We start from the raw sequence: 15,808 nt of genomic DNA, 5'->3' as shown, positions 1-15,808 counted from the left end.
CGCTATCGCTGCCGGGGCCCGACGCGGTACGCGCCCGGTGGTGTCGGGGTGCGTACCGCATCGGCTCGGCTCCTAGTTCGCGAGGTCGTCGACCGTGGCCGACTCGTTGCGGGAAAGGTTGATGCCCAGGTTGGCGGCCGCCCGCTCGAGGTCCTCGTCGTCGCCGTCGGCCATCGCGATGGCCGCGCCGTCGCTGGAGAGGACCTCCACGTTCAGGCACAGCGACTGGAGTTCCTTGAGGAGCACCTTGAACGACTCGGGGATACCCGGCTCGGGGATGTTCTCGCCCTTGACGATCGCCTCGTAGACCTTGACGCGACCGACCACGTCGTCGGACTTGATCGTGAGCAGCTCCTGGAGGGTGTAGGCGGCGCCGTAGGCCTGCATCGCCCAGCACTCCATCTCACCGAAGCGCTGACCACCGAACTGCGCCTTACCACCGAGCGGCTGCTGCGTGATCATCGAGTACGGACCGGTCGAACGCGCGTGGATCTTGTCGTCGACCAGGTGGTGCAGCTTGATGATGTACATGTAGCCGACCGACACCGGGTACGGGAACGGCTCGCCGGAGCGACCGTCGAACAGCGTCGCCTTGCCGTCGGGGCCGACCATGACCTCGCCGTCGCGGTTCGGCAGCGTCGAGGACAGCAGACCCGTCAGCTCCTCCTCGCGGGCACCGTCGAACACCGGCGTGGCGATGTTGGTGTCGGGCTCGGCGGCGAGCATCTCCTCGGAGAGGTTCTGTGCCCACTCGGGACGGCTGCCGTCGTCGGCCACCTGGATCTGCCAGCCGGCCTTGCCGATCCAGCCCAGGTGCGTCTCGAGGACCTGGCCGATGTTCATACGACGCGGAACACCGTGGGTGTTCAGGATGATGTCGACCGGGGTGCCGTCGGGCAGGAACGGCATGTCCTCCTGCGGGAGGATCTTGCCGATGACGCCCTTGTTGCCGTGGCGGCCGGCGAGCTTGTCGCCGTCCTGGATCTTGCGCTTCTGCGCCACGTACACGCGGACGAGCTCGTTGACACCCGGAGGCAGATCGTCGTCGTCCTCGCGCGAGAACACGCGAACACCGATGACCTTGCCGTTCTCACCGTGGGGCACCTTCAGCGAGGTGTCGCGGACCTCGCGCGCCTTCTCACCGAAGATCGCGCGGAGCAGGCGCTCCTCGGGGGTCAGCTCGGTCTCGCCCTTCGGCGTGACCTTGCCGACGAGGATGTCGCCGTCGCGGACCTCGGCACCGATGCGGACGATGCCACGCTCGTCGAGGTCGGCGAGGACCTCGTCGGAGACGTTCGGGATGTCGCGGGTGATCTCCTCGGCACCGAGCTTGGTGTCGCGGGCGTCGATCTCGTGCTCCTCGATGTGGATCGAGGTGAGCACGTCCTCCTCCACGAGGCGCTGCGACAGGATGATCGCGTCCTCGTAGTTGTGGCCCTCCCACGGCATGATCGCCACGAGCAGGTTCTTGCCGAGCGCCATCTCACCGTTCTCGGTGCAGGGGCCGTCGGCGAGGACCTGGCCGGACTCGACGCGCTGTCCCTCGTCCACGATCGGACGCTGGTTCGAGCAGGTGCCCTGGTTCGAACGGTCGAACTTGCGCAGACGGTAGGTCTTGCGGGTTCCGTCGTCGGCCATGACGGTGATGAAGTCGGCGGAGACCTCTTCGATCACGCCGCTCTTCTCGGTGACGATGACGTCGCCGGCGTCGACGGCGGCACGCAGCTCCATGCCGGTGCCGACGATCGGCGACTCGCTACGCACCAGCGGGACGGCCTGACGCTGCATGTTCGCGCCCATGAGGGCACGGTTGGCGTCGTCGTGCTCGAGGAACGGGATCATCGCGGTCGCGACCGACACCATCTGGCGCGGCGAGACGTCCATGTACTCGACCTGGTCGGCGCCGACGTACTCGATCTCCGCGCCCTTCTTACGGACGAGGACACGCTCGTCCGAGAAGCGGTTGTCGGAACCGATCGGCGAGTTGGCCTGCGCGATGAGGTAGCGGTCCTCCTCGTCGGCCGTGAGGTACTCGACCTCGTCGGTGACGACACCGTCGACGACCTTGCGGTAGGGCGTCTCGATGAAGCCGAACGGGTTGACCCGCGCGTACACCGACAGCGAACCGATCAGGCCGATGTTCGGGCCTTCCGGGGTCTCGATCGGGCACATGCGGCCGTAGTGCGACGGGTGGACGTCGCGGACCTCGAGGCCGGCGCGCTCACGCGACAGACCGCCGGGGCCCAGCGCCGACAGACGACGCTTGTGCGTCAGGCCCGACAGCGGGTTGTTCTGGTCCATGAACTGCGACAGCTGGGAGGTTCCGAAGAACTCCTTGATCGCGGCCACGACCGGACGGATGTTGATCAGGGTCTGCGGCGTGATCGCCTCGACGTCCTGGGTGGTCATGCGCTCACGGACCACGCGCTCCATGCGGGACAGGCCCACGCGGATCTGGTTCTGGATGAGCTCACCGACCGTGCGCAGACGACGGTTGCCGAAGTGGTCGATGTCGTCGACCTCGACGGGAACCTCGACGCCGCCGGGGACGGTCATCTTGTTCTCGCCCGCGTGCAGACGCACGAGGTACTCGATCGTGGCGACGATGTCTTCCTCGGTGAGGGTGGACGCCTCGATCGGCTGACCCGTGTTCAGGCCGAGCTTCTTGTTGATCTTGTAACGACCCACGCGCGCCAGGTCGTAGCGCTTGTCCTTGAAGAAGAGGTTCTCCAGCAGGGTCTGCGCGCTCTCCTTGGTCGGCGGCTCGCCCGGACGGAGCTTGCGGTAGATGTCGAGGAGCGCCTCGTCGGTGCCCGCCGTGTTGTCCTTCTCGAGCGTCGACATCATGATCTCGGAGAACCCGAAACGCTCGACGATCTGCTCGGTGGACCATCCCAGCGCCTTGAGCAGCACGGTGACCGGCTGACGGCGCTTGCGGTCGATACGCACACCGACGGTGTCGCGCTTGTCGACGTCGAACTCGAGCCAGGCACCGCGGCCCGGGATGACCTTGACGCTGTGCAGGTCCTTCTCGGTGCTCTTGTCGACATTCTTGTCGAAGTACACGCCCGGCGAACGGACGAGCTGGGACACCACGACACGCTCGGTGCCGTTGATGATGAAGGTGCCCTTGTCGGTCATCATCGGGAAATCACCCATGAAGACCGTCTGGCTCTTGATCTCGCCGGTGTTGTTGTTGATGAACTCGGCAGTGACGAACAGCGGAGCCGCGTACGTCATGTCCTTGTCCTTGCACTCCTCGACGGAGGCCTTGACCTCGTCGAAACGAGGATCGGAGAAGGACAGGGACATCGAACCCGAGAAATCCTCGATCGGCGAGAGCTCGTCGAGGATCTCCTCCAGGCCACCGACGACGTGACCGTCGCCGCGCTCGGCAGCCTTCGCGCGCCAGCGCTCCGAGCCGATCAACCATTCGAAGGAATCGGTCTGTAGATCGAGGAGCCCGGGAACTTCGAGGGGTTCGCGAATCTTCGCGAACGACACCCTCGTCGGGGCTCCGGGGATTCCGGCTACTGCCTTGGTCTGGCTAGAGACTGCCAAGATGCGTCCTTCCAGCACCTCACGCGGGCCGCTCCAACCGGTGCGACCGCCGCTGTACCTGCTTCTTCATGTGGGGCGTTTTCGCTGGTCGCAACCCGAACGAGAACCCCACCGACGCACCGAAACGGTCTCGCCCGAAAGGGCGAATTCCGACTCGACGATCAGAAGGTGAACAGGAGGCAGCCAGCGCAAAGAACTAACCTACACCTGAGTAGGCGAAATGTCCACAGGGGTGCCTCAAAGAAACCTGGCAAACGACCTCGAGCGGCTCACGAGGAAGCCTTCAGTCGAACAGGCGTACCGATAGAGTGACCCCTCGCGTCGCCTGCGTCAAGACTGCGAGTCCGGAACGATCTGCGCGTCGCGGCCGCGGACGCTCCCGGTGAGGGGGCGATCCGCAGCCGTCGTCACCGGTCGCGGATCTCCGAGACCAGCCATCGTCCGTCCGACTTCTCCATCCTCACCAGCAGCGGTGCGGCCGCGCTCCCCTGGGCGATCCCGTCGCCGGTGGCGCTGACGTTGATGTAGGCGGCGACCTCGGCGCGGGTGTCGTCGAGCATCGTCGCGCCGATGTGCTCGACCATCACCTCGGTGACCGTGCGGGTGTCGATCGCGGCCTTCTTGGTGACGTCCGCAGTCGAGTCGAACTCCTCGAGCCGCTCCGGGGTCAGCAACTCCCGGATCCGGCCGAAGTCCTCGTCGATGGTGCGGTAGTCGTAGCCGTGCATGGTCTCGATCGCGACCTTCGCGGCCTCGGTGACCTCGCGCGTCTCCGCGGTGTCGACCCACGCGACGTTCGAGACCTCGGCGCCGGGACGGAAGGCGGCGACCGCGGCGATCACCGCGAGCACCACCGCCACCGCACCGACGACGATCACCGGGCGCCATCCACCGGAGGCGCGCGACCCGCCGTCGTCACCGGCGGGAGGCTCGGGCGGATCCACCGGCTCGGCCGGAGACTCCGCCGGGTGCTCTGCGGGAGTTCCGTCGCCGGCCGCCGGGGCCGGCTTCTCCTGCTTCTCGTCCTGCTTGTCGAGCGTCACCTCGGAGGGTCGCGACTGCTCGGCAGAAGTTTCCTCGGCAGGCTTTTCCCCTGCCCGGGTCGGGCGTTCGTCCTCTGCCCGGGTCGGGCGTTCGTCCTCTGCCCGGGTCGGGCGTTCGTCCTCTGCCCGGGTCGGGCGTTCGTCCTCTGCCCGGGTCGGGCGTTCGTCCTCTGCCCGGGTCGGGCGTTCATCCTCTGCCGGGGTCATCCGAGGCGGTCGGGACGTGCCGGCGACCTTCGGCCGACGGCGCGGGGGCCCACTGGGGCCGGTCTTCCGTCGCTGCGGGGGCACTACACGTTCTCCTTCGTCGACTTGCCGAACATCACGGACCCGCCTCGCCCTCGGGCGCGGGCGCCCCGGTATCTCCCGGCGCGGGCGCCCCGGTATCTCCCGGCGCGGGCGCCCCGGAATCTCCCGGCGCGGGCGCCCCGGTATCTCCGGGCGCGGGCTGCGCGCCGGGATCGGGGGCCGGCGCACCGGGGACCGGTCCCGACTCCATCTCGACGGAGGCGAGCGGTTCGATGGTCTCGGCCTTCCACACGTCGCCGTCCTTGCGCAGCGACACGAGCACCGGGACCTTGTTGGTCACGAAGTACTCGGGGGTCTGGGTGCGCACGGCCAGGACGACGAGCGCCTTGCCCAGATCGTCGTCGGTGTTGAGTTCGGTGAGCGTTCCGAACAGCACCTCGGCCGACATGCTGGTGCCGGTCTCCGCGACCCGGGCCCGGATGTCCTCCTCGGTCGCCGCGAGATCGTTGCGCAGGGCGTCGCCGGTGATCGACGACCGCATGTTCTCGATCGACAGGTCGACGTCGTTCGCGTCGACGCTGTTCAGGTTGACGGCCGCCTGCATGGCTCCCGAGAGCGCGGCGTCGCGCGCCTCGGCAGCCGAGCGGTCCACCAGGAGCGCACGCCCCCAGCCGTAGCCGAACCACACCGCCGCCGCGAGGGCGACGACGGCGAGCACCGAGACGACGGCGAAGGCCGCCCTGCGTGCCCCGCCCGGTCCCCGACCGTCCGCGGACGAGTTGCCGTCGGCGGAGGGGGGTGGGGTGGGCGGAGCGTCGGAGGAAATTGGTGCACTCACTCCACAAACCTACTAACTGCTCACTTCGGGGTGACTCCGAGCAACGGCGCGAGCTGCGTCGCGATCGGATTCAGGTTGAGCTTGTCGGGGTCCTTCTTCGGCTTGAAATCCCAGGGCTGGATCGTGTTCGGATCGGCGAAGACGATGCGGTTCGCGCTGCGTACGCCGGTGACACTGCCCTGCGGCACCTCGCACGAGGCGTTCGTGTTGAACGGGAAGTCCTGCTGGGTCTCGTCGAAGTTCGGATCCTGCGCGCGCATCTGCGCGAGGATCTCCTGCGTCCCCTCGTACCCGATGGTGCACGAAGGCGGATTGTTGGTCTCGAGCACGATGCCCTGACGCACCGCGCCGTCGCCCGGAGCGACCGTACTCGCACTGCCTGCGACGGCGGGAAGGAAGGCCAGCAGCGGCTGCAGAGCGATCGACTGCGGGGCTGCCGCTTCCGCCACCGCCGCGAGATTGGCGAGGTCGGTGGTCAGGCCCGGGCCGGAGCCCTCGATCAGCTGGGAGAGCTGGTCGCTCGCATCGGTGCCGGTGTCGATCAGGCGCCGCAGATCGGGGTCGCTGTCGCGAAGCTGCGCGGTCACCAGATCCAGATCCGAGCTGAACTGCTGGATCGCCGACGACTGGTCGGACTGCGTGTCGAGCACCGTGAGGCTGTCGCGGATGAGCGTGACGGTCTGCGGCAGGTATTCGGTGCCCTTCTCGCTGAGACCGGCGAGCGCGTCGACGAGCACCTGCAGGTCGTCGCCGCGGCCGTCGAAGGCCGCGCCGAGCTCGGTGACGACGGTGCGCAGCGGCTCGAGCGGAACCGAGTACACGAGGTCGTTCGTGCTCAACAGCAGGTCTTCGACCGGCGTGGGCAGATCGTCCTCGGTGCCCTCGATGACGGAGCCCTGTTCGAGATAGGGACCCTCGTCGTTCGGTGGCTGCAGATCGACGTACTGCTCACCGATCGCCGACCGGTTCGCCACGACCGGTCGCGCCGACGCCGGGATCTGCGGGCCACCGTTGTCGAGGCGCAACTCGACATTGATGCCGTCGTCCGTGAGGGTCATCGGCCCGACGCGGCCCACCGGCACACCGCGGTAGGTGACCTCGGCGTTCGGGAAGATGCCGCCGCCGGTGGGGAACCGCGCGTCGACGGTGTACTGGCCGAAGCCCATGAGGTTGTCGAGCCGCACATACCGGGCACCGACGAACACGATGCCGAGCAGCGCGATGACCACGAACAGCGCGAGCTGCACTTTCACAAGGCGCGATCTCACTGCCCACCCCCGAGTCCGAGCTGATTCAGCAAACCTTCCAGCGGCCCCGGCGGCGGGGCATCGTCGCCCTCGGTGCCGGTGCCGGTGCCGGTGTCCGTGTCCGTGTCCGCGCCGGCCTCGGTGACCCCCGGGATCTCGATGCCGTCGGGCAGCGACACCCCTTCGGGCAGCGTCACCCCTTCGGGCAGGATCACACCGGGCAGACGCGGAGTGGGAAGCACCGGCAGCAACGACACGGTGGGCCAGCCCGGGGCAGGTCCGTTCCCGTCGTAGTACGGGTTGGACGGGTCGACGAGCGGCTTCGGATTGCCGAACTTCGGCTGGCGGTAGACCGGGTCGCCCTGACCCACACCGAGCGCGGCCAGCGCGTTGCCGATCTGAAGGTCGACGACGAGGAAGAGGTTCACCGAGTTGCCCAGCGCGACCTTTTCGACACCGTCCGGGAACGGCACCGTGGGCACGAAGGCGAGCGCCTCGACGAGGTCGTCGCCCGACGCCGCGAGTGCCTGGAGGGTCGGGCGCAGCGCCAGGAGGTCGGCGATCAGATCCTCCTTGGACTGATCGAGGACGTCGACACCTGCGGTGCCGAGCCGGTCGAGCTGGCCGAGCAGCTGCGTCAGCTGCGGCCGCTGCTGCTCGAGCACCTCGGTCGCGACCGGCAGTTCGTCGAGCACGGCGGCGATCTTGTCGTTCTGCTCCGCGACCCGCACCGTGAGCTCGTCGAGTCCGTCGAGCGCCCGGGTGATGTCGTCGCGTTGCTGTTCGAGACCGGTGATCAGGGTCTCGGCCTGCTCGATGAGGCTGCGCGTGGTTCCCTCGCGGCCGTCGAAGGCCGTCGACAACTCGCTGACGATCGGCGCGAGCTGGCCGACACCGCCACCGTTGAGCAGCAGCGACAGCGCGCCGAGCACCGGTTCGAGTTCGGTGGCGTGCCGGGTGCGGTCGAGCGGGATCACGTCGCCGTCGGCGAGCCGACCCGTCGGGGGCTCGTCCTCCGGAGGCGTGAGCTGCACGAACTTCTCACCGAGCAGACTCGACTGTTCGACGCTCGCGAGCGCGTTCGCCGGCAGGTCGACACTCGAGTCGAGCACGATGCCGACGTCGGCGGTCCATCCGAAATCGGATGCGACCGAAATCGATTCGACGCGCCCGACCGGCACACCGTCGACCTTCACGCTCGACTGCGGAACCAGGTCGAGCACGTCGTCGAACTGGATGGACAGACGGATCGGATCGCTACCCACATCGGCGCCGCCGGGCAACGGGACGTCGGACAGACCTCCGCACCCCGTGACCGTCACCGCGACCACGCACGCGGCCGCTCCGAAGACACCTGTGCGGCCCATCCTCTTCGCGCCGCTCACCGATCTCCTCCCTGGAGGTCGAGCCGGGGCGAGACCACGCCGGGCACCGTGCCCGGGGTGACCTGCCGCTGGATGTTCTCGCCGCTCAGGACACCGAACGGCAGGATCAGATCCGGGGACCGCTGGTCCTCGGTGATCTGCGTGGCGACGTCGCGGCACCGGTCGATCAGCGGCTGCATCTGCCGGCCGAGCTGCTCGAAACGCTCGTCGCCGGGCACGAGATTGCCGAGATCGATGAGCTTGCACACTGCTCCCGCAGGATCCTGCAGGTCGGGCAGCACGAGCCGCGATGCAAGCACACCCGCTTCGGCGTCGTACGAGTTGACGAGGTTGCTCACCGCGAGCGGGAGCAGCGTCAGCGAATCCACGAGTTCCTGCCGGCGGTTCGCCAGCGTCTCCGTGATCGGCACGAGTGCGTCGACGTTGTCCTTCACCGCCGCCTGGTTGTCGCGCACGAACGTCGCGACGTCGCCGAGCGTGACCGACAGCGTGTTCAGCGCCTCACCGAGGTTCTGCCGCTCCCCCGCCAGGAATCCCGACAGGTCCGACAGTTGCGCGTTGAACTGGCGCACCTGCTCGTCGTTGGCCGCGAGAGCACTGACGAACAGCTGCAGATTCTCGATCGTGCCGTAGAGGTCGTCGCGCGACTGGTCGAGCGTGCGCGCGGCGGCCGACAGGTTCTCGATGCTCTGCCCGAGGGCCTCACCGTTGCCGGCGAGGTTCTCCGCACCGACCTCGACGAAATCGGTCAGCGCGCCCTCGCGGTTCGCGCCGTCGGGACCGAGCGCGCGGGAGAGTTCGTCGATGCTCGCGTAGAGCTCGTCGACCTCCACCGGGGTGGCGGTGCGCTCGCGGTCGATCACCGCACCGCTGCTCATCGTGTCGCCACCGGTGTAGGCGGGGGTGAGCTGCACGTAACGGTCGGCGACGACCGAGGGGGTGATCTGCACGGCGCGGGCGTCGGCCGGAATGTCGACGCCGCGGTTCACCCGCAGACCGACCTTGACCAGGTCGCCCTGCGGTTCGACGGAGGTAACCTTCCCCACCTCGACGCCGAGCACCCGCACGTCGGAACCCTCGTAGATGCCGACGGCCTTGTCGAAGTAGGCGGTGATCTCGGTGGTGCCCAGTCGGGTGAACAACCACCAGCCCACTCCGGCCAGGGCCACCGCGACCGCCACGACGGCCGCGATCAGCGCGATGCGCCCGCGATTGCTGCGGGACTCGCCGTTCTCGGCGTGTGCCATCAGTTGCCCCCTTCCAGGCGGCGACCGGGTTCGCGGTAACCGGGGATCTCCGGCAGGCCCGGCGGGGTCAGGTTCACGACGACCTGGTCGAACCACCGGCCGTTGCCGACGACGTTGGTGTAGACACGCACGAACGGCTCGTACAGCTCCATGGCCCGATCGAGGTTGTCGTTGTTCTCCTGGAGGACGTCGACGACGCCGCGCAACTGCTGCAGGGCGGGACCGATGGTCTCGCGGTTCTCCTCGACGAGCCCGGAGAGCTCCGCCGACAACCGCTTGGTGCCGTCGAGCAACTGGGAGATCGCCTCCTGCCGGTTGTTCAGTTCCGCGACGAGCAGCGCACCGTCGGAGAGCAACCGGTTGAACTCGGCGTTGCGGTCGGCGAGCACCTTCGAGACGTTGCCGGTCGCGTCGAGGAGTTTCTTCAGCTCCTGGTCACGACTCGCGACGGTCTCGGACAGGCGACTGATGCCGTCGAGCGAGGCCCGGATGTCGTCGGGTGTCTCCGAGAAAGCCTCCGACAGGGTCTGAAAGCCGGTCGCGAGCTGCTCGGAATCGATCTCGCCGAGGGTCGTGGCCGCAGACGAGAACGCCTCGATCACGTCGTACGGCGCGACCGTCCGGTCGAGCGGGATCCGGTCGTCCGGGTCGAGCACCTCCGTACCCCGCGGCTCGAGTGCCAGATACTTCTGCCCGAGGATCGTCTTGATCTGGATGGAGGCCGCCGTGTCGTTGCCGACCCAGGCGTCCTGGACCTTGAACGAGACGATCACGCGATCGCCCTCGAGGTCGACCCCGGTGACCTTGCCGACCTTCACGCCGGCGATACGCACCTCGTTGGTGGGTTTGAGACCTGCGGCCTCGCTGAACTCGGCCTTGTAGGTCGCGCCCGCCCCGATGATGGGCAGTTCGTCGAGGAAGAAGGCGGACAGTGTCCCCAGCAGCACCACGACGATGCCCAGGGCACCGGCGGCGGCCGGACTGCGACGTTTGCTCATCGTCCCTGCAACTCCTGCATCCCCTCCTGCGAGCAACGCTTCGCCGCATTCGTGTAGATGGGTTGGTTCACGGTGGGCAGCCCCGTCGGCAGATTCAGATACGGGACCGAACCGGGACCTGCGACGATGTCGATACCGCACAGGTAGAACTGGAACCACGAACCGTAGCTGGCCACGCGCCCGAGCTTGTCGAGCTTGACCGGCAACGTCTCGAGGACGCGGTCGACCTCGTCGCGGTTCGCGTTGAGATTCGAGGTGACCTGTTCGAGCGCTGTGATCGACTGCGCGATCGACGGGCGGGTGGGCTCGAGGACGTCGGAGACCGCGTCGGTCAGCCCCGCCATCGACGCCACCGCCGAACCGACGGTCGCCCGGTCGGCCGACAACCCGCTGACGAGTGCCTGCGTATTGACCAGCAGCGAATCGAGCTGCTCGTCGCGCTGGTCGATCGTGGCCAGGACGGTGTTGAGGTTGTCGATCACCGCACCGATCACGCGATCCTTGTCGGCGATGGTGTTGGTCAGCGACGCGGTGCTGCGCACCAGATCGTCGATCGTTCCGGCCTCCCCCTGGAAGACCTGGATGATCTGGAACGAGAGCTTGTTGACGTCGTCGGCGCTCAGCGTCTGGAACAACGGCCGGAAGCCGTCGAAGAGCGTCGTGAGATTCACCGCCGGCTTCGTGCGCTCGATCGGGATCGTGTCGCCACCCGTGATCTTCTCGCCCTGGGCGCCCTCACCCTGACCGAGCGCGATGTAGCGCTGGCCGACGAGATTGCGGAACCGGATGGTCGCGGTGGCACCGGCCGGGAGCCAGTCGCGTTCCTCGAGCGAGAAGGTGACCCGCGCCTGCCGTTCGTCGAAGACGGAGATCTCCTCGACCTGCCCCACGCGGACACCCGCGATACGGATGTCGTCGCCCTTGTTGAGCGAGGTGACGTCGGAGAAGATCGCGTGGAACTTCGTTCCTCCCCCACCGCCGACACTGGCGATGGTCGCGGCGAGGACACCCGTCGCGATGACGGTGACCACGGCGAACACGATGAGTTTGATCAGGGGTGCTGCCAGACCTCTCACTGGAAGCTCACCTCCGTACCGCGGATCGCCGGAGCGCCGAGCCGGGTGGTCCAGGACGGGACCTCCTCGGGGTCGACACCGGTGGCCTGTCCGTAGATCACATCGAGCGTGTCCTGTTCCAGACGCGAGCCGGCGTACGAGACGGGAGTCGCGCCGCCGTCCGAGGTGCCGATGATCTCACCGACGTCGTCGGGGACGCCGGATCCTGCCGGGGCAGGGAAGAAATCGATGGTCTCGGGACCGGGATTACGCGACGGCACCTGATACGAACCGTCGTTGACCGAACCGCCCGGATACTGCGGGAAGTTGCGGCCGGGCGCGGTCACGTCGCCGTAGCAGGCCGGTCCGCGATCGTCGAGCAGACGCGGCTCGTCCTGGTTCGGCAGGTAGCGGCCCTTCGGGTTGGTGAACTGGATGTTCGCGCGCACACCCGGGAACGGATCGTCGGCCGCGAGCAGGTCGACGGCGGCCGGCTTCGCGTCGGCGAATCCCTCGAAGGTGCACGGGAAGGACGGCGAGTAACGGGCGAGCAGCTGCAGCGCCTCCTTCGAATCGGCGGACAGCGTGATGATCGAGTTCGAGTTCTGCTCGATGAAATCGGCCGTCTGCGACGACGCTCCCGTCGCGCTCGCGAGCAGCGTGCGGATCTGGTTCTGCTGTTCGACGACCGTGCCACCCGTCGTGCGCAGATTGTTCAGCGCCTCGACGAGATCCGGTGCGGCCTCGGAGTAGGTCTGCGAGAAGTCGGCGAGTCCGCGCAGATCCTCCTGCAGCGTGGGCAGTTCGACGTTCACCTCGCGGAAGATCTGTTCGAGGTCGTCGACCGTCTGCCCCAGCTTCTCGCCACGTCCGCTCAGCCCCTGGGCCAGGGCGCCGAGCGTGTTGGCGAGGTCCTGCGGCGGGACGGCCTCGAGGAGCGGGAGCAGCCCGTCGAGCACGTCGCCGAGTTCGACGGTGCGCTCGCTCGTGTCCTGCACCAGCACATCGCCGTTCGTGACGGGACGGCCCGGATCGTCGGGGATGATCAGCGAGACGTAGCGCTCACCGAAGAGGGTCTTCGGCAGCAGCTGTGCGGTGGCGTTGACCGGGATCAGTTCGGCCTTGTCGGGGTCGAGAGCGAGATGCGCGGTGACATCGCCGCCGTCCGCGCTCGTTCCGCGGACCTCGCCGACGAGCACACCGCGTGCCTTGACGTCGGCGTTGAGCGGCAGGGCGTTGCCGATGCTGTCGGTGCGGAGGTCGACCTTCACGACCTTCGTGAACGTCTTGTTGTACATCGCGATCGTGACGTACAGGAACAGCGCCAGCACCACGAAGAAGATCAGTCCCAGGGTGCGGCGACGCAAGGGCGAAGTGGTCGTGTCGCTCATCCGGCCACCCTCACCGTGGTCGTCGTGCCCCAGATCGCGAGGCTGAGGAAGAAGTCGAGGATCGCGATCGTCACGATCGCGGTACGCACCGCGCGGCCCACGGCCACCCCGACGCCGGCGGGACCGCCGCTGGCGTGGAAACCGTAGTAGCAGTGGATGAGGATGACCACGAACGCGAAGACCAGCACTTTCGCGAACGAATACAACACGTCCTCCGGTGGGAGGAACAGATAGAAGTAGTGATCGTACGAGCCGCTCGACTGGCCGTTGAACAGCGTGCTGATCGTGCGGGTCGCGAGATAGGCCGCGAGGAGACCGATGATGTACAGCGGGATCACGGCGACGAAGCCGGCGATCATCCGGGAGGTCACCAGGAACGGCAGCGACGGCACGGCCATCACCTCGAGGGCGTCGATCTCCTCGCTGATCCTCATGGCACCGAGCTGTGCTGTGAAGCCACAACCCACGGTCGCCGACAACGCGAGCGCCGCGACGATCGGGGCCAGTTCACGGGTGTTGACGTAGGCCGAGAGGAAGCCGGTGAGCACCGACGAGCCGAGCTGCTCGAGCGCGGCGTAACCCTGCAGACCCACGACGACGCCGGTGAAGCCGGACATCATCGCGATGACGCCGATGGTGCCACCGATCACGGCGAGTGCACCGCTGCCGAAGGTGACCTCGGCGAGCAACCGCAGGACTTCCTTGCGGTAGTGGGTGAGGGTTCGCGGGGTCCACGCGACGGCACGCGCGTAGAAGGACATCTGGTCCCCCGCGCGGTCGAGCACGTTCAGCGGTGCGCGCACCGCTCGGCGACCCCGGAGAAGAACGAGATCTCCGCGGCCTCTGGAGACTGTCATCTGGTCAGGATCCCTTCGCAGGAACGATCTGCAGGTACACCATCGTCAGGATCAGGTTCGCGAAGAAGAGCAGCAGGAACGTGATGACGACGGTCTGGTTCACGGCCTCCCCCACACCCTTCGGGCCCGCACCGGGGTGCAGCCCCTTGTAGGACGCGACGACACCGGCGATCAACCCGAAGATCGCAGCCTTGAGTTCGGCGACGTAGAGGTCGGGTAGCTGCGCGAGGGCGGAGAAGGAGGCGAGGTAGGCGCCGGGGGTACCGCCCTGCAGCACCACGTTGAAGAAGTAGCCGCCGGCGATGCCGATCACGGAGACGAGACCGTTGAGCAGGAGCGCGACGAGCACCATCGCCAGTACTCGCGGGACGACGAGGCGCTGGATGGGATTGATGCCCAGCACTTCCATCGCGTCGATCTCCTCGCGGATCGTCCGCGATCCGAGGTCGGCGGTGACCGCGGAACCGGCGGCACCGGCGATCAGCAGGGCCGTCACGATCGGACTGCCCTGCTGGATGACCGCCAGGACGCTCGCGGCGCCGGTGAACGATTCGGCGCCGAGCTGCTTGATCAGCGAGCCGGTCTGCAGCGACACGACGGCGCCGAACGGGATCGCGACGAGCGCCGTCGGAAGAATCGTGACGCTCGCGATGAACCACGCCTGTTCGATGAATTCCCGGAACTGGAACGGTCGGCGGAAGGTGTTCCGCACGACGTCGACGAACAGTTCGACGATGTTGCCGGCCTGGGTGAGTGCGCCGTGAACCGGCCGCACGAGCGAGCTGCCCGCCCCCATCTAGTCTCCTACTTCTCCAGCCTGCGGCTGTACCACTACTGACGCTGTACCACTGCTGCGGCTGTTGTTACTGCTGAGCCTGCTGCTCGTATCCCTCTCCGGTGTAGGCGGGAATGATCTGGGTGTCGTCGTCGGCGTAGCCCCGGGCGGTGTGGGGAGCGCCGTTGTGATCGAGCGACTCGAGGATGGCGCTCTGGGCGGCCGGGGGCAGAGTGTGCAGGATCGAGCGCACCCGCTCCTGCCGACGCGCCACCGCCTGCCGCTCCGGCATCCCCGGCGTGGCCTGCATCTGCGGCACGATCCCCTCGACATCATCGACACCACCGGCATGATGACCCGCCTCGACGAGCGCCTGCTCGTGCGCCATCGTCGCCTCGTCCTTCTCCTCCGACATCCCGATCGGACCGATCATCGTGCCGTTGAGGAACTGCTTGACCACCGGCTCATCCGAGGTCAACAACACCTCCCGCGGACCGAACATCACCAACTGCCGACGGAACAACATCCCGATATTGTCCGGCACCGTGCGCGCCAGATTGATGTTGTGCGACACGATCAGGATCGTCGCATCGATCTCCGCGTTGATATCGATCAACGTCTGCGAAATATAGGTCGTGCGCACCGGATCGAGACCCGAATCCGGCTCGTCCACCAGGATGATCTCCGGATCGAGCACCAACGCCCGCGCCAGCCCGGCGCGCTTGCGCATCCCCCCGGAGATCTCCCCCGGGAGCTTGTCCTCGGCGCCGAGCAGACCGACGAGCTCGAGCTTGCTCATCACGATCTGCCGGATCTCCGACTCGGACTTGCGGGTGTGCTCGCGCAACGGGAAGGCGACATTGTCGTAGAGGTTCATCGACCCGAACAACGCACCGTCCTGGAACAGCACCCCGAACAACTTGCGGATCTCGTAGAGCTCCTTGCTCGAGCACTGCAGAATATCGGTGCCGTCGATGACGATCGAGCCCTCCTCCGGGCGCAGCAGACCGATCAACGACTTGAGGAACACCGACTTACCGGTACCCGACGGACCGAGCAACGCACTGACCTCACCGGCCGGCAACGTCAACGTCACGTCCTGCCAGATACGTTGCGAGCCGAAGGACTTGGTCAGCCCCTCGACGGAAACCTCGACTCCCAC

12 protein-coding genes are annotated in these 15,808 nt (G+C 67.2%); all 12 read right to left on the bottom strand.

Annotation, left to right across the window (positions count from 1 at the left end; all coding sequences use genetic code 11):
* Window positions 1–72: 72 nt before the first annotated feature.
* Window positions 73–3,579: a DNA-directed RNA polymerase subunit beta gene (gene rpoB / locus ACNJ7K_RS27205; protein ID WP_120280018.1), complete on the bottom strand. Its 3,507-nt coding sequence runs from the start codon at window positions 3,577–3,579 to the stop codon at window positions 73–75.
* 389 nt (window positions 3,580–3,968) lie between these two features.
* Window positions 3,969–4,604, bottom strand: coding sequence for a hypothetical protein (locus ACNJ7K_RS27200; protein WP_487042623.1), 636 nt, complete (start codon window positions 4,602–4,604; stop codon window positions 3,969–3,971).
* Window positions 4,605–4,926: 322 nt separating this feature from the next.
* Window positions 4,927–5,571 carry a hypothetical protein gene (locus ACNJ7K_RS27195; protein WP_487042647.1) on the bottom strand — a complete coding sequence of 215 codons (645 nt, stop codon included), beginning with the start codon at window positions 5,569–5,571 and terminating at the stop codon, window positions 4,927–4,929.
* A gap of 140 nt (window positions 5,572–5,711) precedes the next feature.
* Entirely contained in the window at window positions 5,712–6,959 is a 1,248-nt protein-coding gene (locus ACNJ7K_RS27190) for an MCE family protein (RefSeq protein WP_120280021.1), read from the bottom strand.
* Window positions 6,956–8,305: an MCE family protein gene (locus ACNJ7K_RS27185; protein WP_487042646.1), complete on the bottom strand. Its 1,350-nt coding sequence runs from the start codon at window positions 8,303–8,305 to the stop codon at window positions 6,956–6,958. Before ACNJ7K_RS27185 ends, ACNJ7K_RS27190 begins: the two co-directional genes overlap by 4 nt.
* Before the next feature lie 14 nt (window positions 8,306–8,319).
* Window positions 8,320–9,570, bottom strand: coding sequence for an MCE family protein (locus ACNJ7K_RS27180; RefSeq protein ID WP_120280023.1), 1,251 nt, complete (start codon window positions 9,568–9,570; stop codon window positions 8,320–8,322).
* Window positions 9,570–10,568, bottom strand: coding sequence for an MCE family protein (locus ACNJ7K_RS27175; RefSeq protein ID WP_060650716.1), 999 nt, complete (start codon window positions 10,566–10,568; stop codon window positions 9,570–9,572). The genes ACNJ7K_RS27180 and ACNJ7K_RS27175 overlap by 1 nt, the downstream gene beginning before the upstream one ends.
* A complete protein-coding gene (locus ACNJ7K_RS27170) occupies window positions 10,565–11,644 on the bottom strand; it encodes an MCE family protein (protein ID WP_120280024.1) in 1,080 nt (359 codons plus the stop codon). The genes ACNJ7K_RS27175 and ACNJ7K_RS27170 overlap by 4 nt, the downstream gene beginning before the upstream one ends.
* Window positions 11,641–13,014 (bottom strand): MCE family protein, encoded by a 1,374-nt coding sequence (locus ACNJ7K_RS27165; protein ID WP_159417763.1) that lies wholly within the window; start codon window positions 13,012–13,014, stop codon window positions 11,641–11,643. Before ACNJ7K_RS27165 ends, ACNJ7K_RS27170 begins: the two co-directional genes overlap by 4 nt.
* Complete coding sequence (locus tag ACNJ7K_RS27160) at window positions 13,011–13,871, bottom strand: MlaE family ABC transporter permease (protein ID WP_024101684.1); 861 nt, start codon at window positions 13,869–13,871, stop codon at window positions 13,011–13,013. The genes ACNJ7K_RS27165 and ACNJ7K_RS27160 overlap by 4 nt, the downstream gene beginning before the upstream one ends.
* A 4-nt stretch (window positions 13,872–13,875) precedes the next feature.
* On the bottom strand, window positions 13,876–14,667 hold the full coding sequence (locus ACNJ7K_RS27155; protein WP_006552286.1) for an MlaE family ABC transporter permease: 792 nt from the start codon (window positions 14,665–14,667) through the stop codon (window positions 13,876–13,878).
* A gap of 67 nt (window positions 14,668–14,734) precedes the next feature.
* Window positions 14,735–15,808: ABC transporter ATP-binding protein (locus tag ACNJ7K_RS27150; protein WP_487042622.1), on the bottom strand; the 1,074-nt coding region annotated here is incomplete at its 5' end.

Origin of the sequence: Rhodococcus shunpengi (genome assembly GCF_048381395.1) — a bacterium.
Classification (GTDB): domain Bacteria; phylum Actinomycetota; class Actinomycetes; order Mycobacteriales; family Mycobacteriaceae; genus Rhodococcus.
The sequence above is the reverse complement of the archived record's forward strand: the minus strand, read 5'-3'. Positions and strand labels throughout refer to the sequence as shown.